Raw genomic sequence first — 26,159 nt, 5'->3', positions numbered from 1 at the left:
AGTACGCACAGTATCGAATCTCCCTATCTTCCCGAGGCACACAATGAAAAAATGGTTTGCATGGCTGGCGATCGCCGCTTCCGTCCTGACGCTGAGCAGCTGCGGCTACAACGACTTCCAGGCCAAGGATGAGGCCACCAAGGCCGCCTGGAGCGAAGTCGTCAACCAGTACCAGCGCCGCGCCGACCTGATCCCGAACCTGGTCAATACCGTCAAGGGCTACGCCTCGCATGAAAGAGAAACGCTGGAAGCCGTCACTCGCGCCCGCGCCGCCGCCACCAGCTTCCAGATCACGCCGGAAGTGTTGAACAATCCGGAAGCCTTCAACAAATTCCAGCAGGTCCAGGGCGAACTGTCGTCCGCGCTGTCGCGCCTGATGGCAGTGTCGGAAAACTATCCGCAACTGAAGGCCGACACCAGCTTCCGCGACCTGCAGTCACAACTGGAAGGCACCGAAAACCGCATCACCGTGGCACGCCAACGCTACATCGCCTCGGTGCAGGAATACAACGTGCTGGCGCGCAGCTTCCCGACCAACATCACCGCCAAGATCTTCAGCTACCCGGTCAAGCCGTCCTTCACGGTCGAGAACGAGAAAGCGATTTCCACCGCCCCCGCTGTCAATTTCGGCAAATAAGTTCGACCTGAATCTTGCCCATGTCGCAGTTTTCCCGCCTGCTGGCGTTCTGTCTCTTCTTCCTGCTGGCCGGCTCCGTCCAGGTTGCCGGCGCGCAGGATTTCGTTGCCGTCCCTGCGCTGACCTCGCACGTGATGGACCAGGCCGGGATGCTGGACGAGCAGCAGCGACGCACACTGGACCAGGTCCTGACCGACTATGAAACCCGCACCGGCAGCCAGATCGCGGTGCTGCTGATCGCCAGCACCGCGCCGGAAGCCATCGAGCAATACGGTATTCGCGTCGCCGACGCCTGGAAACTGGGCCGCAAAGGCATCGACGACGGCGTCATCCTGATCGTCGCCAAGGACAACCCCAAGGCCTTGCGGCGCTTGCGCATCGAAGCCGGCCGCGGCGTCCAGGGCAGCCTGACCGACGCCCAGTCGAAACGCATCCTGGAAGACGTGATCGCGCCGCACTTTCGCCAGAACGACTATTACGGCGGCCTCGCGGCGGGTATCTCGGCGCTGACCAGCCTGCTTGATCGTGAGAACCTGCCCGCGGCGGAGAAGAAAGAGGCAAGCGGCCAATCCGATGCCGGCTGGCTTGAAGTTGCGATCCTGGTAATCATGCTGGCGGTATTCTTCACCGCGCTGCTGCTGGTGCGACGCCGCACCACCGGCCGCAACAATCTCAACAACAATAGCTGGGGCAATGCCGCCGGCGTCATCATCGGCAGCATCCTCAACGAGGCCGCTCGTGGCTCCGGCAGCAGCGGACGCGGCGGCTTCGGCGGCGGTGGTTTCAGCGGCGGCAGCGGCGGCGGCGGATTTTCGGGCGGCGGCGGCAGCTTTGACGGCGGCGGCGCCTCGGGGGACTGGTAATGCATACATTCAAGCGCCTCCTCAGGCATCTGCGCCACACCCGCGCCGCAGCACGCGCGCAGTTTCCACCGGCCACGCTGCAGGCGATACAGGCCTGCATCGGCGCCGGTGAAGCGGAGCATCGCGCCGAGGTCCGTCTGGTGATCGAAGCATCCCTGCCTCTGGGCGCAGTGCTGCGCAACGAGTCCTCGCGCGCCCGCGCTCATGAGCTGTTTTCGCACTACCGCATCTGGGACACCGAAGAAAACAGCGGCGTGCTGATCTACCTCAACCTGGCTGATCATCGCGTCGAAATCGTCACCGACCGCACTGTCGGCCGCGCCCTCAAGCGCGCTGACTGGGAATCCGTTTGCAGTACAATGACCCGAAGCTTTGCCGGCGGGATTTACCATGACGGCGCGCTGGAAGGGCTCGCACAGTTGAACCGTTTGCTGACCCTGCATTTTCCCCAGACGTCGCAGCACAAGAACGAGATTTCCAACCGGCCGCTGATGCTCTGACATCCCTGAGCGACCGATGCCTGGCACACAAGCTTCGACTCAACAATAACGATGGGGGAAATGATGAGCACATCCGGTCCCGAACAATCGCATGAGCCCGCAGCACCTTCACGCCAGTCCGCCGTCGCGGAGCAGGAATACCGCTTCAGCGTGCTGCTCATTGATGACCAGCTGGTGGTCCAGGAAAAAGTCCGGCGCGCCGCGCGCCCGGAAACCGACATCGACTTCCACTTTTGCGGCAAGGCCGCCGATGCCCTGGCCAAGGCTGAAGCCTGTCGGCCCACCGTCATCCTGCAAGACCTGATCATGCCCGACTCCGACGGCCTCGAGTTGGTGCGGCAATACCGCAGCAGCCCCCTGCTGGCGAATGTCCCGGTGATCGTGCTCTCCAGCACCGACGAACCGCTGATCAAGAAAGATGCCTTCCTGGCCGGCGCCAACGACTACGTGGTCAAGTCCTATGACACCATCGAACTGGTGGCGCGCATCCGCTACCATTCGCGCTCCTACATCAATCTTCTGCAACGCGACGCCGCCTACGCCGCCCTGCATGAAAGCCAGAAACAGCTGGAAGCCAGCAACGCCGAACTCAAGCGCCTGACGCATACCGACGGCCTCACCGGCATCGCCAACCGGCGCTATTTCGACGACTACATGAAACAGGAATGGCTGCGCGCACAACGCGAGAAGACGACGTTGTCGCTGCTGTTGATGGATGTGGATTGCTTCAAGCTGTACAACGACACCTACGGCCATGTCGCCGGCGATGACGTACTGCGCCGCGTCGGCGCGGCGATTGCGGCCGGCGCTGCGCGCCCTGCAGATCTGGCGGCGCGTTACGGCGGCGAAGAGTTCGCCGTCGTCCTGCCCAACACGGACAGTGCCGGCGCGAAGGAACTTGCTGAAAAAATCTGCCGGGCGGTAGCCGCTCTCGGCATTGCACACGCCACCTCGAAAGCGGTCGATCACGTCACCGTCAGCGTCGGCGCCGCTACCGCGCATCCCGTTCAGGGCGGCGACATCGTCAGCCTCATCAAGCACGTCGACGACTGCCTCTACAACGCCAAGCAAAGCGGGCGCAACCGCGTCAGTGCGGCGCCATGACGCAACCCGGTCAGCCCTTTTCAAACACCCATTGCAGCAAGGCGTCCTGCGCCGCTTGCCCGAGCGGCGCGTTCGGATGATTGATCAGGCATACCACCACATACATCTTGCCTGACGCCGCCTGCACATAACCGGCAATCGAGCGCACGTCGTTGAGCGAACCGGTCTTGATGTGCGCCTGCCCGGCCACGCTTTCGCCGCGCAGGCGCTTGCGCATGGTGCCGTCGTAGCCGACCAGCGGCATCGAGGCGATGAACTCCGGCATCACCGGCGAATGAAATGCCGCCACCAGCACCTGGCCCAGCGTGGTCGGCGCGATGCGCTCGTTGCGCGACAAGCCCGCGCCGTTTTCAATCACCAGTTCATCGGCGCCGATGCCTTTGGCCGACAACCAGCCGCGAATCGCCTGCGCGCCGCGCACAGTGCTGCCCGGCGCCTGCGATGCCTGCGCACCGATGGTCAGCAGCAACTGGCGCGCCATCACATTGTTGCTGTATTTGTTGATGTCGCGGATCACCTCGGGCACGGCTGGAGACTGCCACTCCGCCAGCAAGCGCGCCACCGGTGCGACATTGCCGGGCATGACCTTGCCCGAGATGGTGCCGCCCAACTCGCTCCACATCTGGCGCAGCACCGCGCCGAAATACTGCGTCGCGCTCATGCGGTAGGGATGGATGTACCAGACTTTTTCTCCGCAGGCCGCAGGAAAAGCGCCGTTGAAGACTGCCGCGCCGACGCCGACGTCGGCCTGCAACTTGCCCTGCCAGTCGCCGCAGACGGTTTCTTTCGACAAGCGTGGCGCCATCACGGTATAGCCCGACAGCGGAGGTTCCATGACCACGCTGACCTGGCCGCTCGCTTCGTCCGGCATGAAGCGGATCGCCACTGTCTTGTAGTTCAGCAGCAAGGCGTCGGGACCAACGTTGTAGGGCTTCTGCGGATCGCCGTCGAATTGCGCCGGATCGTAGACGTTCTCTTCAAACACGCTGCGGTCCAGCACGACGTTGCCGCGAATGTCGCGGATGCCCTTGGCGCGGATCTGGCGCAGGAACATCCAGAAGTTCTCCATCACCAGCTTGGGGTCGCCGCTGCCCTTGATGCTCAGATCGCCCAGCAGCACGCCGTCGTTGAGCACGCCGTCGGTGTAGGCCTGGGTTTTCCAGTTGAAGGCGGGGCCGAGCAATTCGAGCGCGGCGTCGGTGGTCACCAGCTTCATCACCGACGCCGGATTGAACGGCGCCGTCGCATTGAAGGCCAGCGTCGGACGCGTGGCGTCGACGGCCTGGACAAACACCCCGACATTGCGCGCCGGGATCTTCGCCTGGCGAAGTGCGCTGCTCATTGCAGGCGGCAATTCTTGCGCTGCAAGGTGTTGCGCGGAAACGATACCGCCGGAAGCGAAGGCGCAGAGCGCCAGGATTCGGAATTCTTTGAGGATCTGCATGAGCGGCCAAGGACAGGGGAACAAAATGACCCGAAAGAAGGGACCCGGCATTATATGTCGTCTTTTCGCTCCTCTCTCCGCGCGACATTCTGGCGATAGGGCGGCAGATGTTGTAATCTAGACATATATTGGCTGGATGCAAATCATGCCCGACAACAAGAACGCCGCCGCGGCCGGCATGCCAACATTGGAAAGCACCCCAGATCATGTCGCATCGCAACGCCCCATCTCGCACGCACGGCAGCCACGGCACTGACAGCTCGCATGGACGCTCGGCGTCCTTCTTTTCGTTCAGGCGGGCGCGGCGTGCATTGCGTGACTCTCCGTCACCGGAAGAACTGATCGGCAAGGGTGTGCGCTTCGTCAAACGCATCTACAAGCTGCGCGTGATCGGCCTGTCGATCGGCTTCTTTTGCGTGGCCGCCGGCTTCCTGCAAAATCCGGTCGGATGGCCGCTGTGGGCCCTGCTGATATTCCACGGCTACCTGTGGCCGCACCTCGCGTACCACCTGGCGCTGCGCAGCAAGATCCCGTATCGCACCGAACGCCTCAACCTGGTGATCGACACCACCTTCGGCGGCTTCTGGCTCATCGCCATGCAAGGCAACTTGGTGCCCGGCGCCGTGATCCTGGCGATGCTGTCGATGGACAACATCGCCGCGGGCGGTACCAGGCTGTTCCTGCGCGGGCTGATCGGCAGTGTCGTGGGGGTCTTGCTGGGTCTGCTGCTACTCAACTTCCGCTTCCTGCCGCAATCCGACATCTACACCGTCGTCGCCTGCCTGCCGATGCTGGCGCTCTATCCGCTGGCGCTGGGCAAGTCCACTTATGACATGTCCAAGAAACTGGCCGAACGTTCACGCGAGTTCGAAACCGTCAGCCAGCGCGACGGCCTTACCGGCCTGCTGAACCGACGTTATTGGGAAACCCTGCTGATCGAGGAATTCAACATCTGCCGCGAACGCAAACAGAGCTCCTCGCTGCTGTTGCTCGACCTCGATCATTTCAAGAACATCAACGACACCCACGGCCATCTGGTCGGCGACGAAGTACTGAAGAACTTCGCCCAGCTGCTGCGCGAAAACCTGCGCGCGGATGATCTGATCGGCCGCTACGGCGGCGAGGAATTCGTGGTGATCCTGCGCGACATCAGCCTCAGCGAAGCCGAAACCCTGGCGGCGCGGCTGATCGAACAAGTGCGCCGGCACCGCTCGGAAAAAAACTTGCTGTGGGGCTGCACCATCAGCGCCGGCCTGGTGTGCTTCCATAGCGACATGGAGGCGCATTACTCCTGGCTGCAACGCGCCGACAACGCGATGTATCGCGCAAAGGATAGCGGACGCGATTGCCTGGTGGTCGAAGGTAACTGAAGGTGGCCGAAGGTGAAAGGCGGCAAGGCGGAGAACAAGAAAAAGCCGCCGCGTCATCTTAGGGAATGACGCAACGGCTTCGGAAAAAAGGTGGAACGCCCGACGAGTTCTCGGAGTACACGCATACTGAAGATGCCGACTCCCTCCGACGTTCCAGCCACCGCCGCTTGCGCGGCGAACGAGCAAGAAAGCTCGTTTAGATTAGCACTGGCAGTACCTCCAGCACTAAAAGCGCAATCAGCGCCCCACCTACGGCGCCAATCGTTCGCAACACCGTCCTCACAAATTTTGACGCTACGGGCACTTCGCCGAACAACACCAACCCGGCGAATGCCATCGGTAAAAAGAACATGAGATTGTTCGTGACGATATTGGGCATGATCTGTGTCTCCTACCTGTTTTCTTTATGATTTGAGTATAGGTCGCCGTTCGCATAAAACAAGGAATGTTTTCGAGGCCGCCGCCCCGCAGCGCACATCCCGCGCCGCTTGCAGCGATGCCTCCTATTTGCGGAAGTGTTGTTGAATAGGCTTGACCATGCTGCGGCGCGGGAGTAGACTCCGCCCGTTCTTATTTTATGGAGTCCCTCTCATGGGCACTTGTTCGAGTGACAGTTGTTGCCGGGAAATTTCCCGGTTCGCCTCGGCAAGATAACGCAGGACTTCCCTGCCGTCATCTTGCAAGAGAAGATGACGGCATCAGGCATGCACCGCTTCAGGCGCAGGCCTTTTCCACCGTACAACACAGCACGCTACAGACCGACCCGCACCGGCGCACGTCCGGATGCTGCATGGCTTGCGGCCATACGCGTCCACGACATATGCATTGATTCGCCGATGCCTCTCGCGGCCGTCGCCACAGTCCAGACTGCGCGCCGGCCGGACCTGCCATTGCCCGGCCTGGCCGCCGGCGCCGTGCGCACGCCGTCGATGGAACAATTACCGATGAAAGGGTCTTCGCAAACCTGACCTGCGGAGGCCTTATGCCCGATATATCTCGCACCTGATCGCCTGCTGTCATCGAGATGTCAGGAGGATTCGTTACAGTCTGACGCTTTCCTCATCTTTCTCTCCGATGACCGCACGAACCGGACCGCCACGCCCCGTCAAGGCATGCCGTCCGCACTGCAAACCGCTGCAAAAAGAAAAAGAGCTTCATCATGAATCTGGATCTGTTGAAAGAAACCTTCGCGAACTTCATCCGCGCACGCGGCATGGATCGCCACTTCCATCGCATCGGCGTGGACATGTTCCGCAGTTCGCCGACCACCAAGGAAGTCCCGCAAACCGTGGCGCAAAGCCTGGTGGACGCCTCCCGCACCGAGCTGTCCGGACTGCTGGAAAAACTGCACTCGCGCACTGACGGCCTGACCGAACAGGAAGCTGACGCCATCCGCCTCGAGGTCGGCCCCAATGAAGTCGAACACGAAAAACCGCTGAGCTGGTGGGTGCACCTGTGGCACTGCTACAAGAACCCGTTCAACCTGCTGCTGACCGTGCTGGCCGCCGTCTCCTACTACACCGAAGACATGAAGGCCGCGATCGTGATCGGCACCATGGTGGTGGTGTCGACGCTGATGCGCTTCATCCAGGAGTCGCGTTCCAACACCGCCGCCGACAAACTCAAGGAAATGGTCAGCAACACCGCGACCGTGATCCGCCACGACATCGTGCAGGACATCGCCGAAGAAGCCCAGCGCTACTTCGACGTCACCCTGCACCCTAAAGGCGCGCGCCGCGTCGAGGTGCCGATCAAGAAGCTGGTGCCCGGCGACATCGTGCAGCTGTCGGCCGGCGACATGATCCCCGCCGACCTGCGTCTGCTCGCAGCCAAGGACTTGTTCGTCAGCCAGGCCGCCATGACCGGCGAATCGCTGCCGGTCGAAAAATTCGCCGAGCATCGCGGCGTCGACGCCGGCAATCCGCTCGAGCTCGACAACCTGTGCTTCATGGGCACCAACGTCGTCAGCGGCTCGGCCACGGCCGTGGTGCTGACCACCGGCAAGCGCACCTACTTCGGCGCGCTGGCTGAACGCGTCACCGCCACCGACCGCACGCCGACCGCGTTCCAGTCGGGCGTCAACAAGGTCAGCTGGCTGCTGATCCGCTTCATGCTGGTGATGACGCCGGTGGTGTTTTTCATCAATGGCTTCACCAAAGGCGACTGGGTCGAAGCCTTCCTGTTCGGCCTGTCGATCGCGGTCGGCCTGACGCCTGAAATGCTGCCGATGATCGTCACCTCGACGCTGGCCAAGGGCGCGGTGGCACTGTCGCGCAAGAAGGTCATCGTCAAGCGCCTGGACGCGATCCAGAACTTCGGCGCCATGGACGTGCTGTGCACCGACAAGACCGGCACGCTGACGCAGGACAAGATTTTTCTCGAGCGCCACACCGGCATCCTGGGCGAGCCGAACGATGAGGTGCTGCAATACGCTTACCTCAACAGCTACTACCAGACCGGCCTGAAGAACCTGCTCGACGTCGCCGTGCTGGAACACGCCGAACTGCAACGCGAAATGGCGCTCGCCTCGGCCTATCGCAAGGTCGATGAAATCCCGTTCGACTTCCAGCGCCGCCGCATGTCGGTGGTCGTCAGCGAACGTGAAGATCACCATGAGCTGATCTGCAAAGGCGCGGTCGAAGAAATCGTCTCGATCTGTACCCACGCGCGCAACAACGGAGAGATCGTGCCGTTCACGCCCGAACTGCTGGCCGAGATCCGCGAAACCACCGCCAGCCTGAACTCCGAAGGCCTGCGCGTGGTGGCCGTGGCCGCCAAGGACCTGCCGCCGACCAAGGAAACCTACAGTGTCGCCGATGAATCGGACCTGGTGCTGATCGGTTACATCGCCTTCCTCGATCCGCCGAAGGAATCGACCGAACCGGCGCTGGCGGCATTGCGCGCGCATGGCGTGACGGTCAAGATCCTGACTGGCGACAACGAACTGGTGACCGCCAAGATCTGCCGCGAAGTCGGCCTCGAAGTCGAAGGCATGCTGCTCGGCTCGCACGTAGAGAAAATGAGCGATGCGGAATTGTCCATCGCCGTGGAAAAGACCACGGTCTTCGCCAAGCTCAGCCCGACCCACAAGGAACGCATCGTGCGCGTGCTGCACGACAAGGGCCATGTGGTCGGCTTCATGGGCGACGGCATCAATGACGCACCGGCATTGCGCGCAGCCGACATCGGCATCTCGGTCGACACTGCGGTAGATATCGCCAAGGAAGCGGCCGACCTGATCCTGCTGGAAAAGAGCCTGATGGTGCTCGAAGAAGGCGTGCTGGAAGGCCGCAAGACCTTCGCCAACATGCTCAAATACATCAAGATGACCGCCAGCTCCAACTTCGGCAATGTCTTCTCGGTGCTGGTAGCGAGCGCCTTCCTGCCCTTCCTGCCGATGCTGCCTTTGCATCTGCTGGTGCAGAACCTGCTGTATGACGTGTCGCAGATTTCCATCCCGTTCGACAACGTCGACAAGGAATTCCTGGAGAAGCCGCAGCGTTGGAATCCGGGTGAAATCGGCCGCTTCATGGTGTTCTTCGGTCCGATCAGCTCGATCTTCGACATCAGCACGTTTGCCCTGATGTGGTACATCTTCGGCGCCAACTCGCCGGACCATCAAACCCTGTTCCAGTCGGGCTGGTTCATCGAAGGCCTGCTGTCGCAGACGCTGATCGTGCACATGATCCGCACCAAGCGCATTCCGTTCTTCCAGAGCCGCGCTTCGTGGCCGCTGATGGGCATGACGCTGGTCATCATGGCCATCGGCATCATCCTGCCGATGTCGCCGCTGGCCAGCTACTTCAAGCTGCAGGCGCTGCCGCTGAGCTACTTCCCGTGGCTGCTGGCGATCCTGATCGCGTACGCCGCGCTGATTCAGCTGATGAAGAAGTGGTACACCCGGCGCTATGGCTGGCAATAAGGCCGGTGTCGTGACGTAAAAAAAACGGGATGCGTGCAGACGCATCCCGTTTTTTATTGCGTGTTGAGAACGCGCCGAATCAGCCCACCAGGCTCGCCGCGATGTTGATCGACAAGCCCAGAATCGCCGCATTGAACAGGAAGCCGATCACCGAATGCGCCAGCACGGTCTTGCGCAAGGAGCGTGTGCCGACGGCAACGTCCGAGGTCTGCACGGCGACACTGATGGTGAACGCGAAATAAAGGAAGTCCCAATAGTCCGGATTTTTCTCGCCGTCGGCAAAACGCAGCGGCGGCTCGGCGTCGTCATCCTCGGCGTAAAACAGGCGCGCATAATGCAAGGTGAAGACCGTGCCGATCAGGAACCAGGAACCCAGCACGGTGCCGCCGGTGAAAGCATAATGCAGCAGCTTCTGGCCGCGCTCCAGATGCGAAGTATCGGCAAGTTCAATGACGATGGCGGCCAGGCTGGCGATAGCGGCCACGCAGACGGTGGCCAACACCAGCTCTGCACTTTCATCCTCCTTCTCGGCGAGGCGTTTGGTGTCGTCCGCCCTGGAGCGGAACATCATCACCCAGATCGTCAGCAGGTAGCAGGCCACGCCGGCATTCCACCCCGTCAGCAGGCGCGTGATGGGATCGCCTCCGGAACACAATAAATACCCTGCCGCGCCGACCGCGACAGCGATGAGCAAACGGGGATGGACCTGGACGATATGACGAGCGACTGACATGGTGTGGGGCGGGTCGCGTGACCCGCAGCAATTGAATTGCTGCAACCTTATCATGCGCGCGGCCGGCTGCGCATGCCGCCGGTCGGATGCGCCCTATTGGATTACTTCTTCGGCGCAATGCCCTGGGCGATTTCCTGCGCTTCTTCCAGCGACCTGAAGCCGGTGATGGCAAAGCGATTGCCCGACAGCGGCGCCGACACTACCGGCGCCGTCATCACCTCGCCGTTGATCATCACCGCCATGCGCTGGCGCAGCAGCACGCGTGAAGCCATGCCCATGCGGATCGCGCCGGCCGGCGTCATCTGGATCACGATCAGGACCTGGCCGCCGAGGTCTTTCTTGGCATTGGCCAATTCCACGTCGGAATTGTCCAGCAGAACGTCCGGCGCCACGTAGACCGTGGTGCCGGGATCATCGAGCAGGTTGGCTTTTTGCCAATCCGGACTGGCGACCAGGCTGGCGGCGTGGATTTCGAAGCGCGTCCCTGATTGCGAATGGCCGGCCGCGCAGGCGGCCAGGCCGATGCTCAGGATCAGCAGGGAAAGAGTACGTTTGAACGAGGTAAAAGAAGCTGTTGCCCGCATCAGAACTCATGTTCCTTGAGCGCCCGCTCGGCGCGCTGTTTGGCATTATCCAGCGCTTCCTGCATGGAGCCGAACAGGCCTGCGGGGATGTAGGTCTCGGCAATTTCCGGTTCACGTGTGAGACGTACGAAGACTTGCGCTTCGAACACGTCGTCGTCTTTTTTGACCGCGTCGAAACGGGCGATGTGGGTGCCGCTCTGTAGGACTTGCTCTGTCATGGATACCTCCATCAATGGCGATAGAGGATTGGACAGAGGCACGCCGAACAGGTTCGGTCCAATTTTGAACCCTAAGCTGAAACTCAGGCCTGGCGCGGGAAACGGACCGTAAATACGGTCCCGCAATTGGCCTCGCCCGAGGTCAGCGTAATCTCCCCGCCATGATCCTTGGCAATATCGCGCACGATGGCCAGGCCAAGTCCGCTGCCGGCGATCTTGTCGTTGACGCGATAGAAGCGGTCGAAAATCAGTTCGCGATGTTCGGGCGCGATGCCGGGGCCGGAATCCTCCACCGTCAGCAGCGTGGCGTCTTCCTGCTCGCGGCAACTTACCGTGACGGTGCTCTGCGGCGGCGAATAGCGCACGGCATTGTCGACCAGATTGTCGATCAAGTCGCGCAGCATGAAACGGTCGCCCTTCATGCGCGCCGGTTGCAAGTCGAAGCCGAGGTCGATCTGTTTCTTGTCAGCCTGTTCGATGAAGTGCTGCACCGATTCTTCCACCAGCTTGTCGAGCAGCAGGTCTTCCAGATGGGTCGGCTTGAAGCGGCTCGGTTCGGCGCGCGCCAGCGCCAGCAACTGATTGCTCTGGCGCACCATGCGCTCGACCGACGAGGTCATCAGTTCGGTGGAATGCGCGGTCTCGGGCTCGTCGGCGTGACGCTGGTGCAACCATTCCAGTTGCAGCCGCAGACCGGTCAGCGGCGTGCGGATCTGGTGCGCGACATTGGCCAGGAAATTCTGCTGCGCACTCGCGCCCTTGCGGATGTTTTCCAGCAGGCTGTTGATCGCGCCGATCACCGGCGACAGCTCTTCGGCGGTCTCCTTGAATTCGATCGGCGTGAGGTTGTCGTGATTGCGCTGGTCAAGATTCTGCCGCAATTCTCGCAGCGGACTCAGGCCCTTGTTGACCGCGATCATCACGATGGCGATCGAGAAGAACGTCAGCGCACCGTCCAGCAGCAGCAACGAAATCAGAATCACGTAATGGGTCTGGTTGCGCTTGCGGAAGGTCTCGGCGATGCCGATGTAAATCGGCGTGCGCTCGATGCTGACGTACAGCGCGGCGATGCGCACCTGTTCGCCGTTCATGACGCCGTCGTAGGTAACCGGTTCGTTGGGCGCGGTGACCTGATTGACCGGCGGGAAGTTGTGATCGCCGGCCAGGGTCTCGCCATTGGAGTCGCGCACCACGAAGTACATGGTGTCGAAATGATCCGAGCGCAGCATCTGCTCGGCCTGCTTGGTCAGCTCCAGCGAAGTCTTGCCGCGCACGCGCTTGATCTGCGAGGTCAGCGCCCAGGCGGCATCGGTGATGCTCTGGTCAAACGCATCCTGCGCCGGCAGCCATGCCAGCCAGTAAGTCAGGCCGGCGCCGATCAGGTTGACCGCGAGCAGCGGCGCGATCAGCCATTTGAGAAGATTGATTTTGATGCTGGGGCGCATGGCGATCTCAGGCCCTCAGCCGACGCGGCAGAAAAAACACATGCCGGCTTGTCCCCACGTGCTTCAGGCTTCGCTCTTTTCCAGCATGTAGCCAAACCCGCGGATGGTGCGGATGGCGACGCCTGAGCCGGCAGTCTTGGTGCGGATGCGGGAGACGTAGACTTCCACCGCGTTGAGCGTGACGTCTTCGCCCCACGGCAGCACGGCGTCGATGATCTGCTGTTTGGAGACCACGCGCGACGCTTGCTGCATCAGGTATTCCAGCACGGTCCACTCGCGCACCGAGAAGTCGACTTTCTTGCCGTCGATGGTCGCGCGCTTGGAGGAGGTATCGAGCGACAGGCCGCCGATGGTCAGTTGCGTCGGCTGCGGGCTGCTGCGGCGAATCAATGCCTTGATGCGCGCCACCAGCTCCGGCGTCGCGAACGGCTTGACCAGGTAATCGTCGGCGCCCAGCTCAAGGCCGTGCACGCGATCGGGAATGGTGTCGCGCGCCGTCAGCAACAGCACCGGCATGTTGCTGCCGCGTGCGCGCAAGCGGCGCACCACTTCAAAACCGTCGAGGCCGGGCAAGCCGATGTCGAGCACCAGCACGGTCGCGGTATAACGCTGCAGCAGCGCGTCGGCGTCGGTGCCGTTGTTGACCGTGTTGACACTCAGACCATGCGACTTGAGCATGCGCGACAAGCCGTCGGCCAGCACCAGATCGTCTTCCACCAGCAGAACGTTCATATTTCGGGACCAGATGAGAAATTCGAGTTGCGCCGGAGAAATCCACAACGCATCGGGCAGCGCAAGTCAGACCAATTCACGCTGCAAGGAACGTATTGTAGCGCCGGCAACACCGCCGGACAGGGACTTTGAGCGCGATCATCGTTTTATTTTAGCCACAGTCAGTATTGCGTCAGCATATCGTCAGCACGTCGACAGCACACCGCTTTAGTCTAGCGCACACGCAATTGGAACGAGAATCAAAATCAATTCCACACTGCCTTCAGCCAGCCAGACGGCCTTCGCCTTCATCGCCAGCCAATCTTCATATGAACCAACCAGACAGAAAACGCCAAAAATGAACCGTCTTACGCCGATCGCCGCTGCACTTGTCGCCGTGTTTGCCGCGCCAGTTGCCGTGCATGCGCAACAAACTTCCGCCCCCGCTTCTTCTACGGCGCCTTCCTCCTCGCTCAAGGAAGTCGTCGTCGAAGGCAAGCGTGATGATTTCAACACCGGGACGACCGCGCTGACCAAATTGCCGGCCGATCTGCACGACGTGCCGCAATCGGTGGTGGTGGTCAACAAGGCTCTGCTGCAATCGCAAGGCGCGGCATCGCTGTCGGATGCGCTGCGCAATGTCGCCGGCATCACGCTGGGCGGTGCAGAAGGTGGTCAGATCGGCAACAACATCAACCTGAACGGCTTCTCGGCGCGTACCGATATTTACCTGGACGGCTTCCGCGACCGCGGCCAGTACTTCCGCGATACCTTCGCGATGGAAGAGATTGAAGTCCTGATGGGACCGTCGTCCATGCTGTTCGGCCGCGGTTCAACCGGCGGCATCATCAACCAGGTCACCAAGAAGGCCAACCTGAAGCAATCGACCGAGGTCTCCGCTTCGGTGACCACCAACGGCCTGGTGCGCACCACTGCCGATTACAATCATCCGCTGTCGGATACTTCCGCCGTACGCGTTTCCGTGATGGCCCAGGATGGCGCAGCCACCACGCGCAACCAGACCAACGTGCAGGACTTCGGCCTGGCCGCCTCCTATGTGACCGGCATCGGCACCGCGACGGAAATCACCCTGTCGACGCTGATCCAGCACAACCACGATCAACCCGATTACGGTCTGCCGGCGCTGAACGGCCGTCCGGTCAATGTCGACCGCGACACTGCCTACGGCCTCAACTCCGACCGCACGGACCAGGACGTGGTCTCGCTGAACGCCGGCATCAAGCACAAGATCACGCCGGACGTGACGCTGCGCAACCAGACTCAATTCAACTACGTGCGCACCAACGCCGTGGAAACTGCACCGCAAGGCATCGGCACCGTCGGCGCAGGCGGCTACACCGCAGTGACCGGCGGCGCCAGCACATTGCCGCTGTCCAGCCTGTTCGTCCAAGCACAGAGCCACGATCGCACGATTCGCGATTACTCGATCTTTAACCAGACCGAGCTGTCTGCCAAAGGCTCGTTCCTGGGCTTCAAGCATGATGCGCTGGTCGGTCTGGAAGTGGGTCATGACGGTTACGACGTGCAAAACTACTATCGCAACGGCACTTGTAACGGTGTCGCGTTGACCGGCGCAGCGACGCCGACTTCGGGTTACGCCGACTGTATTCCGCTGGTCAATCCGACCTACAGCGCCGCCGGCACCGGCGTCACCAGTAGCATCGGCAACCATCAGGGCGGCAGCTCCAACACCATCGCCACCTATGTCGGCGACACACTGGAACTGACCCCGCAAGTCAAGCTGGTGGGCGGCTTGCGCTATGACAAGTTCGTCGCGCAGATCAGCAACTCGCTCAACTCCGGCAACATGCCCGCGGCAGCGAAGAACACCGCCCTCGCCTATGCCAATCAGAGCGTCAACTTCCTGAGCGTACGCGCCGGCGCCATCTGGCAACCGACCGCAGCGCAGTCGTATTACCTGTCCTACGGCACCTCGTTCAATCCTTCGCTGGAACAGTTGACCGGCACCGTCGGCCAGACCAATCTCGATCCGGAAAAGAACCGTTCGTACGAAGCGGGCGGCAAGTGGGACTGGGCGGAAAGCCTGTCCTTGAATGCGGCGGTATTTCAGATCGACAAGCAGAATGCCCGCAGCCTGGTCTCGACCGGCGTCTACGAACTGTCCGGCAACGTGCGCGTCAAGGGCGCCCGCGCCGGCGCCACCGGCCGCATCAACAAGCAATGGCAGATCGCCACCGCCTACACCTACCTGGACGCCAAGGTCATGAGCGGCGCGGCCGGCGACACCGCCGTCGGCAAGGTGCCGAGCAACACGCCCAAGCATACGCTGACGGCCTGGAGCACCTATGACGTGGCTCCGCACTGGCAACTCGGCGGCGGCGCAACCTACATGTCGCAACGCTACGTCACACCGACCAACAACGTGCAGGTCGGCGGTTACACACGCTGGGATGCGACGCTGGCTTATCTGCAACCGAAATACGATATTCGTCTGAACCTCTTCAATCTGACGAACAAAATGTATTACGATGCGCTGATCCAGTCCGACGGCGGACGCTCGGTGCCAGGCACTGGTCGCACCGGCATGATCTCCGTCAACTATCGTATGTAATCTGAAGTAAATGAAAGAGATCCACCCATGCTGATCGCCATTCCCAAGCTGCTCGACGCGCAACAACTCAATGCTGTACGTCAGCTGCTGGAACAGGCCGGTCCGGCATGGGTGGATGGTCGTGCGACCGCCGGCTATCAAGGCGCACCGGTCAAGTACAACCAGCAGATCGACGAACGTTCGGAAGTCGCTGCGCAATGCCAGCACATCATCCTGTCGGCCTTGGAACGCAACCCGCGCTTCATCAGCGCCGCCTTGCCGAATACGGTCTATCCGCCGATGTTCAATCGTTATAGCGAAGGCATGACCTTCGGCGCGCATGTGGACGGCAGCGTGCGGATCGATCCGCATACCGGGCGCAAACTGCGCACCGATATTTCCGCGACCCTATTCCTGTCCGATCCGTCGACTTACGACGGCGGCGAATTGCAGATCCACGATACCTACGGCGTGCATTCCGCCAAGCTGGAAGCCGGCGACGTGCTGGTCTACCCCGCCACCAGCCTGCATCAGGTGACACCGGTGACGCGCGGCGTACGCACGGCGTGTTTTTTCTGGGTGCAGAGCCTGGTGCGCGACGACGGCCAGCGCAGCATGCTGTTTGACATGGACAATGCCATTCAGACACTCAACCAGACCGGCGCCGACGAAGTTGCGCGGCGCACGCTGGTCGGCTGTTATCACAATATCTTGCGCCAGTGGAGCGATACATAAGGTACTTCAGAATCAATTGAAGTAACGCGCATCCATCCGGCGAAAAACCAGCGCCGACAACAAGGTCACCATGCCGACGCAGACGAAGGTCAGCGTAAAGCTCCAGTCCCTCGCCCACGCCACGCCGTCGAGCCCGCTCAGCATCGAGCCGGCGATCGTCACGCCCAAACCCAGCGCCAGCATCTGCACCATCGAGAACAGGCTGTTGCCGCTGCCGGCATCCTTGCTGTTGAGTCCCTTGAGCGTGACGCTGTTCATCGCCGCGAACTGCATCGAGTTGCACACGCCAAAGACCGCCAGTTGCACGATGCCGACCCAGATCGGCCAGGCCGGCGTGATCAGCGCAAATGAAACAATCGCGGCGCCGACCATGATCGTATTCACCAGCAGGAAATTCTCATAGCCGTAGCGACGCACCAGCGGCGCGATCCACGGCTTGGCAATGGTGCCGGCCACCGCCGCGGGCAGCAGCACCAGCCCGGCATGCAAGGGCGAAAATCCGAGCTTGACCTGCAACAACAACGGCAGCAGGAACGGCACCGCCGACGAGCCGATGCGGCAGATCAGATTACCGATCAGGCCGACGCTGAAATTGGGTTCATTGAACAGTCCGAGTCGGAACAGCGGCTGCTCGTCGCGCCGCGCGTGGGCGACATACCACCACACCGTCAGCACCGAAATACCCAACAAGCCTGCGCTCCACCACCCGCGATGCTCGTCCATCGGCACATCCAGCGCCAGCGAAAACGTCACCATGCAGGTCGACAGCAAGGCGCAGCCGAGCATGTCGAAACGCGGCGGCGAAACGATTTCTTCGGCGGGCAGGAAACGATGCACGGCGAACATGCCGACCACGCCGACCGGCACGTTGATCAGGAAAATCCAGTGCCAGCCGATGGTCTGCGACAGCCAGCCGCCGGTCACCGGCCCGACCACCGGCCCGAGCTGCCCGGCAATCGAAATGAAGGCCAGTGCTGAAATGTATTGCGCTCCCGGCACGCTGCGCAGCACCGCGAGGCGGCCGATCGGCAGCAGCATGGAGCCGCCCACGCCCTGCACCACGCGCGCCAGCAGCAACTGCGACAGCGAATGTGCATTGGCGCACAGCAGCGAGCCGAGCACAAAGATCAGAATTGCGAGGAAGTAGACGCGGCGTGTGCCGAAGCGGTCAGCCAGCCAACCGGATGCCGGCGTCAGCGAAGCCATCGCCAGCGTATAGGACACCACCACCGGGTGCATCGCCAGTACCGGTTCGCCGAGGCTGGCGGCCATGGAAGGCAAGGCGGTGTTGACGATAGTGGTATCCAGCGTCTGCATGAAAAAGCCCGATGCGACGATCCACAACAGGGCTTTTTGGGAACGGGAGGAAGTGAGGGACATAGGCTGTGATTCTATCGTCCCTCGGATAACAGCAACAAGATCAGAATGCCGCCGGACGCCATTTCAGCAGACGCTTTTCCAGCGACGTCAGCAGGTAATCCGCCAGCAAGGCCACCACCGCCAGCACGATCATCGCCGCAAACACGCCGCTGGCGTTGAATGCGCCCTGGGCTGTCGAGATCAGCAGGCCGATGCCCTGCTTGGAGCCGAGGAACTCGCCCACCACGGCGCCGACCAGCGCGAAGCCGAAGCTCACGTGCAAGCTCGCCAGGATCCAGCTCAATGCCGATGGAATCACCACCGACATCGTCACCTGACGACGCGAGGCGCCGAGGATTTGCGCATTGGCGATCATGTAGCGATCGGCTTCACGCACGCCCTGGAAGGCGTTGCCGAATACCACGAAGAACACCATCACCACCGCCAGCGCCACCTTGGACGCCATGCCCAGGCCCAGCGCGATGACGAAGATGGAACCCAGTACCACACGCGGAATCGAGTTGGCGATCTGGATGTACAGGCTGAACACGTCCGACATCAGCTTGTTGCGGCCGAGCGCGATGCCGGCAATGATGCCCGCGACGGAACCGATCAGGAAGCCCAGCACGGTTTCTTCCAGCGTGACCATGACCTGCACCCACAACGGGCCTTGCGAGGTGCCTTCCATGATCCAGTCATAGATCTGGATCACGATCAGCGACGGCTGCGAGAAGAAGAAAGGATCGATCCATTGCATCGTGGCGGACAATTCCCAGCCGCCGAGGATGATGACCAGAATCGCCAGGCGCAGTGAAATCACCAGCCAGTAGCGTTGTTTGATCTTGCGTTGCGCTTCGCGTTCGACTTCGGCGATCGCTTCCGGGCTCATGGCGCGGCTTGTATTTACTTGTGTCATGTTGCTCACCTGTCTTGTCGTTGGTGTGGTGTAAGGAGCAGAAGCTGTTTCTGTGGAAAACGTCTATTTGATTTGGACTTCTTCGCGCAGATCGGACCAGATCTTGCGTGAGATATCGATGAAGCGTTGCTCGTAGCGCACTTCTTCCATCACGCGCGGACGCGGCAGGTCGATCTGGTAGGTGCTCTTCAAGGTCGCCGGACGCGCGGTCAGCACATACACCTTATCGGCCAGCGCGATCGCTTCTTCCAGGTCATGGGTGACGAACACCACCGAGCCGGAATGCGCCGACCACAATTGCAGCAGCTCGTCCTGCATCAGCGTGCGGGTCTGCATGTCGAGCGCGCTGAACGGCTCGTCCATCAGCAGGATTTCCGGGCTGTTGATGAAGGTCTGCGCCAGCGCCACGCGCTTGCGCATGCCGCCCGACAATTGATGCGGATAGTGGTCGCCGAACTTGTCGAGGCCGACGCGGCGGATCCATTCATTGGCCAGTTCATAGGCCTGGTCCTTCGGCTTGCCGCGGAACAGCGGGCCGGCGGCGACGTTGTCGCGTACGCTGCGCCAAGGAAACACGGCGTCGTTCTGGAACACGAAACCGATGCGCGGGTCGATGCCGTTGACCGGCTCGCCCATCACGCGCACTTCACCGATGGTCGGTTTCAGCAGGCCGGTGATCAGGCTCAGCGTGGTCGACTTGCCGCAGCCGGTGGGGCCGACCACGGCGACGAACTCGCCGCGCGCGACGCTCATGGAAAAATCACGCAAGGCGACGGTGACGTTACCGTCGGCGGTAATGAAACGGCACGACACGTTGTCCAGTTCGATGGCCGGCGTGTCGAGCTTGTTGGCCGTTTTTGCAGAAGCGGTGGCGGTTTGATTCATGGAGACTCTCTCGTCTGTTTTTTGGATTGCTGACCGCGAAGCGTCCCTCCGTGGGCATTCCGGAGAACGCCCGCGTCAGGGGTCTGCCATTCGCGCTTGGGTAAAACCGACCTGCCCGGCTGATGAAAATGGACAGGCCGTCGAGCCGTTTTAGTTGCGTACTTGCTTACTTGACCTGATTCACGAACTCGTTGGTGTACGTCTTGGACAGATCGATGTGCTTGCCCTTGACGTTGGGGTTGAAACCGGCCAGCACCGACAGCACGGTTTCAGGCCCGCCGACCGGCATCTTGCCGTCGGCCGAATACATCGGCAACGAGTTTTCCAGCGCCTGGATGTACAGCGGCTTGTTGTTGCCGTAGTAGTCTTTCGGCATCTTGTCGGCAATCTCGGCGGCGCTGTGGGTCTTGATGAACCTGAGCGTCTTCACGAAGGCGCGCGCCAGCTTGGCGGCGTCATCCTTGTGGCCGTTCAGCCAGCTGCGCTGCACGTAGAGGCTGGATGCCGGATACAGGCCGCCCAGCGCCTTCACTGTGCCTTCCACCGAGCGCATGTCGACCAGTATCTTGGCTTCGCCGGTCTTGAGCATTTGCGACACGGTCGGCTCGGTGGTCATGCCGGCATCGATGCGGCCCTGCTTCATGGCGGCGATGAAGGTATTGTCGGCCCCGACCGGCAACACCGAGTATTCCTTGGAGCTGATGTTGTAGCGCGACGCCAGGTATTGCGTCAGGAAGTTGGTCGACGAGCCGAGACCGGTCACGCCCAGCGTCTTGCCCTTCACGTCGCCCATGTTCTTGATCGTGGCGGAAGCCTTGGTCGAGACCAGTTCCACTTCACCCGGCACCTGGCCGAAGATCACGATCGCGGTGATTTCCTTGCCCTTGCTTTGCAGGTCGATGGAGTGGTCGTAGAAACCAACCACTGCCTGCACCGCGCCTGCCAGCAATTCATTCTCCGCATCGACGCCGGCCGGTTGCGATTGCAGCTCGACGTCCAGGCCTTCTTCCTTGAAGTAGCCCAGTTGCTCGGCCAGCTTGGCCGGCAGGTAAACCATCTTGGTGATGCCGCCGACCATGATGGTGATCTTGCCTGCAGCAGATGCCGTGCCCGGCAGGGCCATCATGGTGGCGCCGGCAACAGCCAGCGAAATCAGCGTGCGACGGATGTTCTTGTTCATGGAGTCTCCTGAAGGTTGTAGTTGTGAAGTTCTTATTTCACCTGATTGACGAATTCGTTGGTGTAGGTCTTGGACAAGTCGATTTTCTTGCCCTTGATGTTGGGGTTGAACCCTGCCATCACCTTGAGCACCACTTCCGGACCTTCGGCCGGCATCTTGCCGTCCGGCGAATACATCGGCAGCGAGGCCTTCAATGCCTGCACGTACAGCGCCTTGTTGCCGCCGTAATAATCGGCCGGCATCTTGGCCGCGATTTCTTCCGCGCTGTGGCTCTGAATGTATTGCAGTGTACGGACAAACGCGCGCGCCAGCTTGGCTGCTTCAGGCTTGTGCGTCTTCAGCCAGGCGGCCTGGACGTACACGGCCGAAGCCGGATACAGGCCACCCAGTGCGGCGCGCGTGCCGGCGGCGCTGTTCATGTCGACCAGCACCTTGGCTTCGCCGCTGGCCAGCAGCATCGAGGTGGTCGGTTCAGTAGTCCACACCACGTCCACGCGCTTTTGCTTGAGCGCGGCGATCAGCGTATTGCCGGCGCCGACCGGCAGCATCGAGTAGTCGCTGGTCTTGAGGCCGTTGCGGCTGGCCAGGTATTGCGCCAGGAAACTGGAGGACGAACCAAGACCGGTCACGCCCAGCGTGCGGCCCTTGAGGTCGGCCATGCTGCGCACTTGCGTCGCCAGGTCGCTGCGCACCATCTCCATGCCGCCCGGCACCATCAGCAGCTGGGTAATCGACAGGACTTCCTTGCCCTTGCTTTGCAGGTCGATGGAATGATCGTAATAGCCGACCACAGCCTGGACGGCGCCGGCCAGCAGTTCATTTTCGGCATCCACGCCGGCCTGCTGCGATTGCAGCTCGACGTCGAGGCCTTCATCCTTGAAATAACCGAGGTTTTCCGCCAGCTTGGGCGGCAGGTAGATCAGCTTGTTGATGCCGCCGACCATGATGGTGATCTTGTTGTCCGCAGCCTGGGCTGCCGGTGCTGTGACTGTCAGAACGGCTGCGCCGATCAGCGCGGTGGAAAATAACGTACCGATGACATAAGCACACACTTTGAAGCGTTGACGCATTATGATGCCTCCTGAATGAGATGGAAGACTGCCGGCAAGGGATGCAAGCAGTTCGCTCAAGTTCTTATGTGAACTCATTTCACCAATAGGCGTGAGATGCGTTCTTCCCAGAAAGGGCGCTGGCAAGGCGTGCGACGCGTCGCGTGGCGGTGCCACGCGCAAGGAGCGCAACGCAGCCAGCGCCCTTTCTGGGAAGAACCCGGAGGGAGCGGCCTGTTTGGGCGGATTGCTGCGTTACGACTTATGGTCAAGACGCCCAGTCTTGACCATAAGTCGCGCCTTGCACTCCATCCCAAACAGGACACGCTCGCACTCACGCCTATTGGTGAAATGAGTTCTAATAGTGGTCGCTATTCTAAGAACCGGAAACCTTCATCCAGCTTTCCAAATCCGGTGTTTCTTCTGTGCACCGCAACAAAAATATGGGCCTTTTGCATGAAATTGCTGCTGATCGAAGACAACCCGCCGTTGGCGCATTGGCTCACGCAGATCCTCAGGGAGAACAAATTCAGCGTCGACGTCGCCAGTGACGGAGAGATGGCCGATCACGTCCTGCATACGGAAAACTACGACGTCGTGCTGCTCGACCTGATGCTGCCCAAGATGCACGGCAAGAACGTGCTGCGCCGCCTGCGCGAGCGCCACAATGCGGTGCCGGTGATGATCCTGACCGCCAGCGGCTCCATCGACGAGAAGGTCGAATGCCTGGGCGCAGGCGCCGACGACTACCTCGTCAAACCCTTTGAAGTGCGCGAACTGGTTGCCCGCATCAAGGTGCTGATCCGCCGCCAGACACCCGACAAGGCCGCCGAAATCCATTGCGGCGATCTCAGTTATGACAGCAACACGCGCCAGTTCGCCATCGCCGGCAAAACGTTGGCGCTGCCCGCACGTGAACACGATGTGCTCGAAATCCTCATGCTCAAGCAGGGCAAGACGGTGTCCAAGAATGCGCTGGTGAACGGCATCTTCAGTTTGTCCGACGAGCCCAGCGCCGACGCCATCGAAATCTACATCTCGCGCCTGCGCAAGAAACTGGAACCGTCGCAAGCCGCCATCATGACGCTGCGCGGCCTGGGCTATCTGCTGAAACAAAAAGATGATAGTTAGCGATGATCGTTAGCCTGCGCCTGCGGCTGCTGCTGTGGCTGCTGATTCCGCTTACCGTCTATGTCGGCGTCAGCGCCAGCTTCACGCACGACAGCGCGGTCACGAGCGCCGACCTGGTGCAGGACCGCGCGCTGCTGGCCTCGGCGCGCATGATGGCCGGCCAGGTCACGTGGGAAGACGGCGCACCGGTGGTCAACATCCCGCCGGCCGCGTTGGAAATGTTCGCCTCGCCCGATCACGACGAAGTCTATTACCAGGTGCTGATGGACGACAACACGCTGCTGGCCGGGCGTCCCGACTTCCCGGTCGACGTCGACTTTTCGCTGATCGCACCGGCTTATGCCACCACCTATTTCAACAACCAGCCGCTACGCGTGGTCAGCTACGTACGCGCGCTGTACGACAACGGCACGCTGCGCATGGTCGCGGTGTCGGTGGGCCAGACCATGCGCGGCCATGCACAACTGCTCGATGAATTGTGGCGCCCCGCCCTGCACCGCCAGATCATCATGCTGCTGCTGGCGATCGCGCTGGTGGTGGTCGGCCTGACGATGGAGCTGCGCCCCATCCTGCGCGTCAAGGACGAACTCGCCACGCGCGAACCCAACTCGCTCACGCCCTTGCGCGCCGGCGAGCTGCAGGTGGAACTGCGCCCCATTGTGGTCGCCATCAACCAGTATATCCAGCGCCTCAATACCCAGGTCGCGGTGCAGAAGCGTTTCATCGCTGACGCCGCGCACCAGTTGCGCACGCCGCTGACGCTGATCGATTCGCAGATCCAGTTTGCCCGCCAGCTCAACGATCCACAGCGCCTGCCGCAAGTCTTGCAGGCCTTGCAGGACAGCAGCCGCAACATGACCGACCTGACCAACAAGCTGTTGCAACTGTCGCAGGCGGAAGCATCGAACAGCACTGCGTTCCCGCGTCAACCGATCGAGCTGGTGGGACTGGCGGCGACCGTGCTGGAAGAAGTGGTCAGTCTGGCGCAGCGCAAGCACATCGACCTCGGCATGGAAACCGCCGTCGACGAAGCCTGGGCCATGGGTAGCCAGGCTTTGTTCTCCGGCATGCTGATGAACCTGATCGACAACGCGCTGCGCTACACCCCGGAACACGGCAAGGTGACGGTGGGTGTGGCGCTGGAAGACAACAAGGAAGTAGTGATCACCGTGGCCGACAACGGACCGGGCATTCCCGCCGAAGTACGCGAACGCGTGTTCGAACGCTTCTACCGGAACGCCGCGCCGGACCAGCACGGTGCCGGCCTGGGCATGGCGATCGTGAAGGAGATCGTGCAGGCGGCGCAGGGGACGATTACCCTCGGGACGGACCGGAACGGCAAGGGATTGACGGTGACGGTGAGGTTGCCGGCGAGCGCGCAGCCTTGATCTCTTCATAAAAATACAAAGAGGTTTGCATGCAATCACGATCGACCGCCATCACCTTGCTCGGCGCCCTCATGCTGGCGACAAGCTGGATTCACGCCGAAGCCGGCCAGCCGCAAATTGTGACGGCGGATTACGACGAGGCGTTTCCAGCCAAATACATCAGCCAGGGCGCGCGGCAGAAATCAAAGGAGCAATGCGACGCCACGCCGAACGCGGTGTGGGTCGAAGCGATCTGGCTCGACAAGGGCGCGTTCAGCGACAGCAATGCCACGGCGGCGGAATGCATTCGCTATTTTCCGAGCGACAACGCCATCGGCGCGAAGACGGCAATTCTCTTTTTCTCCGGCGACATCGTCCTGCAGGCCGGCGCTGGCGACAACACCAACAATCCCGGCTACGGCGCGAACAGCTACAAGGCCCAGATCGCGCTCGCCAATCGCCAGGCTGCCGCCGCCTGCGTCGCCTACATCCATGTCGCGCGTCCAGGCATGTATGGCAGCACGGGCAATACCGCCATCTACCGCCATTCCGCCAAGGAGGCGGCCACCATGAGCGCCGCCGTCGATGCCGTCAAAGCGGCGCTGGGCTATGAACGCATCAGCATCGTCGGCCAGAGCGGCGGTGGCGGCGTGGCCGGCGTGCTGCTGACCAGCGGCCGCACCGACCTCGACTGCGTATCGCTCTCAAGCGGCACGGTGTCATTGAAGACCAGCCTGAAAACCACGCCAAGCAAATCCTGGGTGCGCAATGGCCAGGACACTACCGGCCTGCCCTATCGCCAACTGTACGATCCGCTCGATCATCTGGACCAGATCAAGCCGGATGCACGACGTCGCATTTTCATGTTCTCGGATCCCGACGACGAAGCAGTGAGCTTCGTCTCGCAAAAGGAATTCGCCGACCGCGCCAATGAAAGAGGCGTTCCCGTCAGACAGATCGTCACCAAGGGTGTCGGCAAGCAGCATCACGGCACGGCCGCGCAAGGGATACATGTGGCGGCTCGCTGTCTGCGAGGAATCAGCGATGAGGAGATTGTGGCGAAGATTGCGGAGAATTATCCGCGGTGATTACGCCCGACCAGAGCACGCAATAAAAAAGCAGCGCAAGCGTTTAAAGAAAAGATAAATCTGCTACGAGGCATTTATGCCTCGTAGCATACCAAATTTGACTTAACTTCACAAGAGCCCTTTTTGCCACAGTAGAACTTAATAAGGTCGCTTACTAGACAGGATTCTTGAGTTTAAAGAAATATTGTGCTATGCTAAGCAGCGTAAACGCTGCTTAGCAGAAAACATTTAAAATAAAAAAGCCTCATCACAAAGGCTGCTAAACAGAGGTTTATTTCATTTATTTGCAATATCTGGTAGCATGAATGCTACCAGATAGATTTTTTCAATTTGCACCGGACACTTA

Annotated in this window: 24 protein-coding genes; 12 read left to right on the top strand and 12 right to left on the bottom strand. The window is 61.0% G+C overall.

Annotation, left to right across the window (positions count from 1 at the left end):
• Window positions 1–43 precede the first annotated feature (43 nt).
• The 4 genes from ACIROY_RS16575 to ACIROY_RS16560 are packed head-to-tail and all read left to right on the top strand — an operon-like array spanning window position 44 to window position 3,104.
• Complete coding sequence (locus tag ACIROY_RS16575) at window positions 44–637, top strand: LemA family protein (protein ID WP_016833298.1); 594 nt, start codon at window positions 44–46, stop codon at window positions 635–637.
• A 20-nt stretch (window positions 638–657) separates the two neighbouring features.
• Window positions 658–1,500 (top strand): TPM domain-containing protein, encoded by an 843-nt coding sequence (locus ACIROY_RS16570; RefSeq protein ID WP_402342491.1) that lies wholly within the window; start codon window positions 658–660, stop codon window positions 1,498–1,500.
• A complete protein-coding gene (locus tag ACIROY_RS16565; protein WP_402276391.1) occupies window positions 1,500–2,000 on the top strand; it encodes a TPM domain-containing protein in 501 nt (166 codons plus the stop codon). The genes ACIROY_RS16570 and ACIROY_RS16565 overlap by 1 nt, the downstream gene beginning before the upstream one ends.
• Window positions 2,001–2,060: 60 nt before the next feature.
• Window positions 2,061–3,104 (top strand): diguanylate cyclase domain-containing protein, encoded by a 1,044-nt coding sequence (locus ACIROY_RS16560; RefSeq protein ID WP_402342489.1) that lies wholly within the window; start codon window positions 2,061–2,063, stop codon window positions 3,102–3,104.
• Window positions 3,105–3,114: 10 nt separating this feature from the next.
• Here the strand turns inward: ACIROY_RS16560 and dacB are convergent, their stop codons facing one another.
• Complete coding sequence (gene dacB / locus ACIROY_RS16555) at window positions 3,115–4,548, bottom strand: D-alanyl-D-alanine carboxypeptidase/D-alanyl-D-alanine-endopeptidase (RefSeq protein ID WP_402276387.1); 1,434 nt, start codon at window positions 4,546–4,548, stop codon at window positions 3,115–3,117.
• 206 nt (window positions 4,549–4,754) lie between these two features.
• Here dacB and ACIROY_RS16550 point away from each other — a divergent pair, with 206 nt between their 5' ends.
• Window positions 4,755–5,918, top strand: coding sequence for a diguanylate cyclase (locus tag ACIROY_RS16550; RefSeq protein WP_402276384.1), 1,164 nt, complete (start codon window positions 4,755–4,757; stop codon window positions 5,916–5,918).
• A 196-nt stretch (window positions 5,919–6,114) separates the two neighbouring features.
• Here the strand turns inward: ACIROY_RS16550 and ACIROY_RS16545 are convergent, their stop codons facing one another.
• The gene (locus ACIROY_RS16545) at window positions 6,115–6,297 is read right to left on the bottom strand and encodes a hypothetical protein (protein WP_053199787.1); all 183 of its coding nucleotides are present in this window, start codon (window positions 6,295–6,297) and stop codon (window positions 6,115–6,117) included.
• Window positions 6,298–6,754: 457 nt separating this feature from the next.
• Here ACIROY_RS16545 and ACIROY_RS16540 point away from each other — a divergent pair, with 457 nt between their 5' ends.
• Together ACIROY_RS16540 and mgtA are read left to right on the top strand one after the other, a co-directional pair.
• Entirely contained in the window at window positions 6,755–6,886 is a 132-nt protein-coding gene (locus ACIROY_RS16540) for a hypothetical protein (RefSeq protein WP_402276381.1), read from the top strand.
• 191 nt (window positions 6,887–7,077) lie between these two features.
• Window positions 7,078–9,840: a magnesium-translocating P-type ATPase gene (gene mgtA / locus ACIROY_RS16535; RefSeq protein ID WP_402276379.1), complete on the top strand. Its 2,763-nt coding sequence runs from the start codon at window positions 7,078–7,080 to the stop codon at window positions 9,838–9,840.
• Between the two features lie 79 nt (window positions 9,841–9,919).
• On the opposite strand, the gene ACIROY_RS16530 is transcribed toward mgtA, so the two are convergent.
• The 5 genes from ACIROY_RS16530 to ACIROY_RS16510 all read right to left on the bottom strand — a co-directional run bounded on the left by ACIROY_RS16530 (window position 9,920) and on the right by ACIROY_RS16510 (window position 13,552).
• Complete coding sequence (locus ACIROY_RS16530; RefSeq protein WP_402342487.1) at window positions 9,920–10,573, bottom strand: DUF1345 domain-containing protein; 654 nt, start codon at window positions 10,571–10,573, stop codon at window positions 9,920–9,922.
• A 101-nt stretch (window positions 10,574–10,674) separates the two neighbouring features.
• Window positions 10,675–11,157, bottom strand: coding sequence for a SecDF P1 head subdomain-containing protein (locus ACIROY_RS16525; RefSeq protein WP_402342485.1), 483 nt, complete (start codon window positions 11,155–11,157; stop codon window positions 10,675–10,677).
• Window positions 11,157–11,375: a hypothetical protein gene (locus ACIROY_RS16520; RefSeq protein WP_402276373.1), complete on the bottom strand. Its 219-nt coding sequence runs from the start codon at window positions 11,373–11,375 to the stop codon at window positions 11,157–11,159. The genes ACIROY_RS16525 and ACIROY_RS16520 overlap by 1 nt, the downstream gene beginning before the upstream one ends.
• Before the next feature lie 83 nt (window positions 11,376–11,458).
• Entirely contained in the window at window positions 11,459–12,820 is a 1,362-nt protein-coding gene (locus ACIROY_RS16515) for a sensor histidine kinase (protein ID WP_402276370.1), read from the bottom strand.
• A 63-nt stretch (window positions 12,821–12,883) separates the two neighbouring features.
• Window positions 12,884–13,552 (bottom strand): response regulator transcription factor, encoded by a 669-nt coding sequence (locus ACIROY_RS16510; RefSeq protein WP_016833287.1) that lies wholly within the window; start codon window positions 13,550–13,552, stop codon window positions 12,884–12,886.
• Window positions 13,553–13,889: 337 nt separating this feature from the next.
• On the opposite strand from ACIROY_RS16510, the gene ACIROY_RS16505 reads away from it, so the two are divergent.
• Together ACIROY_RS16505 and ACIROY_RS16500 are read left to right on the top strand one after the other, a co-directional pair.
• Window positions 13,890–16,124: a TonB-dependent receptor gene (locus ACIROY_RS16505; protein ID WP_402342483.1), complete on the top strand. Its 2,235-nt coding sequence runs from the start codon at window positions 13,890–13,892 to the stop codon at window positions 16,122–16,124.
• A gap of 27 nt (window positions 16,125–16,151) precedes the next feature.
• Entirely contained in the window at window positions 16,152–16,838 is a 687-nt protein-coding gene (locus ACIROY_RS16500) for a Fe2+-dependent dioxygenase (protein WP_402342481.1), read from the top strand.
• 12 nt (window positions 16,839–16,850) lie between these two features.
• Here ACIROY_RS16500 and mdtD read toward each other — a convergent pair whose 3' ends face one another.
• The 5 genes from mdtD to ACIROY_RS16475 form a co-directional block, all read right to left on the bottom strand.
• Entirely contained in the window at window positions 16,851–18,218 is a 1,368-nt protein-coding gene (mdtD, locus tag ACIROY_RS16495) for a multidrug transporter subunit MdtD (protein ID WP_402276363.1), read from the bottom strand.
• Between the two features lie 40 nt (window positions 18,219–18,258).
• The gene (locus ACIROY_RS16490; RefSeq protein WP_402276361.1) at window positions 18,259–19,113 is read right to left on the bottom strand and encodes an ABC transporter permease; all 855 of its coding nucleotides are present in this window, start codon (window positions 19,111–19,113) and stop codon (window positions 18,259–18,261) included.
• 63 nt (window positions 19,114–19,176) lie between these two features.
• Window positions 19,177–19,998: an ABC transporter ATP-binding protein gene (locus ACIROY_RS16485; RefSeq protein WP_016833282.1), complete on the bottom strand. Its 822-nt coding sequence runs from the start codon at window positions 19,996–19,998 to the stop codon at window positions 19,177–19,179.
• A gap of 166 nt (window positions 19,999–20,164) precedes the next feature.
• Window positions 20,165–21,178: an ABC transporter substrate-binding protein gene (locus ACIROY_RS16480; RefSeq protein ID WP_402342479.1), complete on the bottom strand. Its 1,014-nt coding sequence runs from the start codon at window positions 21,176–21,178 to the stop codon at window positions 20,165–20,167.
• 32 nt (window positions 21,179–21,210) lie between these two features.
• Window positions 21,211–22,248, bottom strand: a complete 1,038-nt coding sequence (locus tag ACIROY_RS16475) for an ABC transporter substrate-binding protein (protein WP_402342477.1) — start codon at window positions 22,246–22,248, stop codon at window positions 21,211–21,213.
• Window positions 22,249–22,683: 435 nt separating this feature from the next.
• On the opposite strand from ACIROY_RS16475, the gene ACIROY_RS16470 reads away from it, so the two are divergent.
• Genes ACIROY_RS16470 through ACIROY_RS16460 form a run of 3 tightly spaced genes read left to right on the top strand, consistent with a single transcriptional unit; the run spans window position 22,684 to window position 25,813 of the window.
• Window positions 22,684–23,358 carry a response regulator gene (locus tag ACIROY_RS16470; RefSeq protein WP_116435133.1) on the top strand — a complete coding sequence of 225 codons (675 nt, stop codon included), beginning with the start codon at window positions 22,684–22,686 and terminating at the stop codon, window positions 23,356–23,358.
• A gap of 2 nt (window positions 23,359–23,360) precedes the next feature.
• Window positions 23,361–24,746, top strand: a complete 1,386-nt coding sequence (locus ACIROY_RS16465) for a sensor histidine kinase N-terminal domain-containing protein (protein WP_402342475.1) — start codon at window positions 23,361–23,363, stop codon at window positions 24,744–24,746.
• Window positions 24,747–24,775: 29 nt separating this feature from the next.
• Window positions 24,776–25,813: a prolyl oligopeptidase family serine peptidase gene (locus tag ACIROY_RS16460; protein WP_402342473.1), complete on the top strand. Its 1,038-nt coding sequence runs from the start codon at window positions 24,776–24,778 to the stop codon at window positions 25,811–25,813.
• Window positions 25,814–26,159: the final 346 nt, after the last annotated feature.

Origin of the sequence: Herbaspirillum sp. NPDC101396 (assembly GCF_044767365.1) — a bacterium.
In the GTDB taxonomy this organism is placed as follows: Bacteria; Pseudomonadota; Gammaproteobacteria; order Burkholderiales; family Burkholderiaceae_D; genus Herbaspirillum.
Note: the sequence above shows the minus strand (reverse complement) of the source record. Positions and strands in the feature narration are given on the sequence as shown.

Bases quoted from the DNA above. Each gene is read 5' to 3' on its own strand.
- ACIROY_RS16465 (WP_402342475.1), top strand. From the start codon at position 23,361: ATGATCGTTAGCCTGCGCCTGCGGCTGCTGCTGTGGCTGCTGATTCCG.
- ACIROY_RS16485 (WP_016833282.1), bottom strand. From the start codon at position 19,998: ATGAATCAAACCGCCACCGCTTCTGCAAAAACGGCCAACAAGCTCGAC.
- ACIROY_RS16570 (WP_402342491.1), top strand. From the start codon at position 658: ATGTCGCAGTTTTCCCGCCTGCTGGCGTTCTGTCTCTTCTTCCTGCTG.
- ACIROY_RS16505 (WP_402342483.1), top strand. From the start codon at position 13,890: ATGAACCGTCTTACGCCGATCGCCGCTGCACTTGTCGCCGTGTTTGCC.
- ACIROY_RS16575 (WP_016833298.1), top strand. From the start codon at position 44: ATGAAAAAATGGTTTGCATGGCTGGCGATCGCCGCTTCCGTCCTGACG.
- dacB (WP_402276387.1), bottom strand. From the start codon at position 4,548: ATGCAGATCCTCAAAGAATTCCGAATCCTGGCGCTCTGCGCCTTCGCT.
- ACIROY_RS16480 (WP_402342479.1), bottom strand. From the start codon at position 21,178: ATGAACAAGAACATCCGTCGCACGCTGATTTCGCTGGCTGTTGCCGGC.
- ACIROY_RS16515 (WP_402276370.1), bottom strand. From the start codon at position 12,820: ATGCGCCCCAGCATCAAAATCAATCTTCTCAAATGGCTGATCGCGCCG.
- ACIROY_RS16475 (WP_402342477.1), bottom strand. From the start codon at position 22,248: ATGCGTCAACGCTTCAAAGTGTGTGCTTATGTCATCGGTACGTTATTT.
- ACIROY_RS16520 (WP_402276373.1), bottom strand. From the start codon at position 11,375: ATGACAGAGCAAGTCCTACAGAGCGGCACCCACATCGCCCGTTTCGAC.
- mgtA (WP_402276379.1), top strand. From the start codon at position 7,078: ATGAATCTGGATCTGTTGAAAGAAACCTTCGCGAACTTCATCCGCGCA.
- ACIROY_RS16550 (WP_402276384.1), top strand. From the start codon at position 4,755: ATGTCGCATCGCAACGCCCCATCTCGCACGCACGGCAGCCACGGCACT.
- ACIROY_RS16540 (WP_402276381.1), top strand. From the start codon at position 6,755: ATGCCTCTCGCGGCCGTCGCCACAGTCCAGACTGCGCGCCGGCCGGAC.
- ACIROY_RS16560 (WP_402342489.1), top strand. From the start codon at position 2,061: ATGATGAGCACATCCGGTCCCGAACAATCGCATGAGCCCGCAGCACCT.
- ACIROY_RS16460 (WP_402342473.1), top strand. From the start codon at position 24,776: ATGCAATCACGATCGACCGCCATCACCTTGCTCGGCGCCCTCATGCTG.
- ACIROY_RS16510 (WP_016833287.1), bottom strand. From the start codon at position 13,552: ATGAACGTTCTGCTGGTGGAAGACGATCTGGTGCTGGCCGACGGCTTG.
- ACIROY_RS16565 (WP_402276391.1), top strand. From the start codon at position 1,500: ATGCATACATTCAAGCGCCTCCTCAGGCATCTGCGCCACACCCGCGCC.
- ACIROY_RS16525 (WP_402342485.1), bottom strand. From the start codon at position 11,157: ATGCGGGCAACAGCTTCTTTTACCTCGTTCAAACGTACTCTTTCCCTG.
- mdtD (WP_402276363.1), bottom strand. From the start codon at position 18,218: ATGTCCCTCACTTCCTCCCGTTCCCAAAAAGCCCTGTTGTGGATCGTC.
- ACIROY_RS16470 (WP_116435133.1), top strand. From the start codon at position 22,684: ATGAAATTGCTGCTGATCGAAGACAACCCGCCGTTGGCGCATTGGCTC.
- ACIROY_RS16500 (WP_402342481.1), top strand. From the start codon at position 16,152: ATGCTGATCGCCATTCCCAAGCTGCTCGACGCGCAACAACTCAATGCT.
- ACIROY_RS16490 (WP_402276361.1), bottom strand. From the start codon at position 19,113: ATGACACAAGTAAATACAAGCCGCGCCATGAGCCCGGAAGCGATCGCC.
- ACIROY_RS16530 (WP_402342487.1), bottom strand. From the start codon at position 10,573: ATGTCAGTCGCTCGTCATATCGTCCAGGTCCATCCCCGTTTGCTCATC.
- ACIROY_RS16545 (WP_053199787.1), bottom strand. From the start codon at position 6,297: ATGCCCAATATCGTCACGAACAATCTCATGTTCTTTTTACCGATGGCA.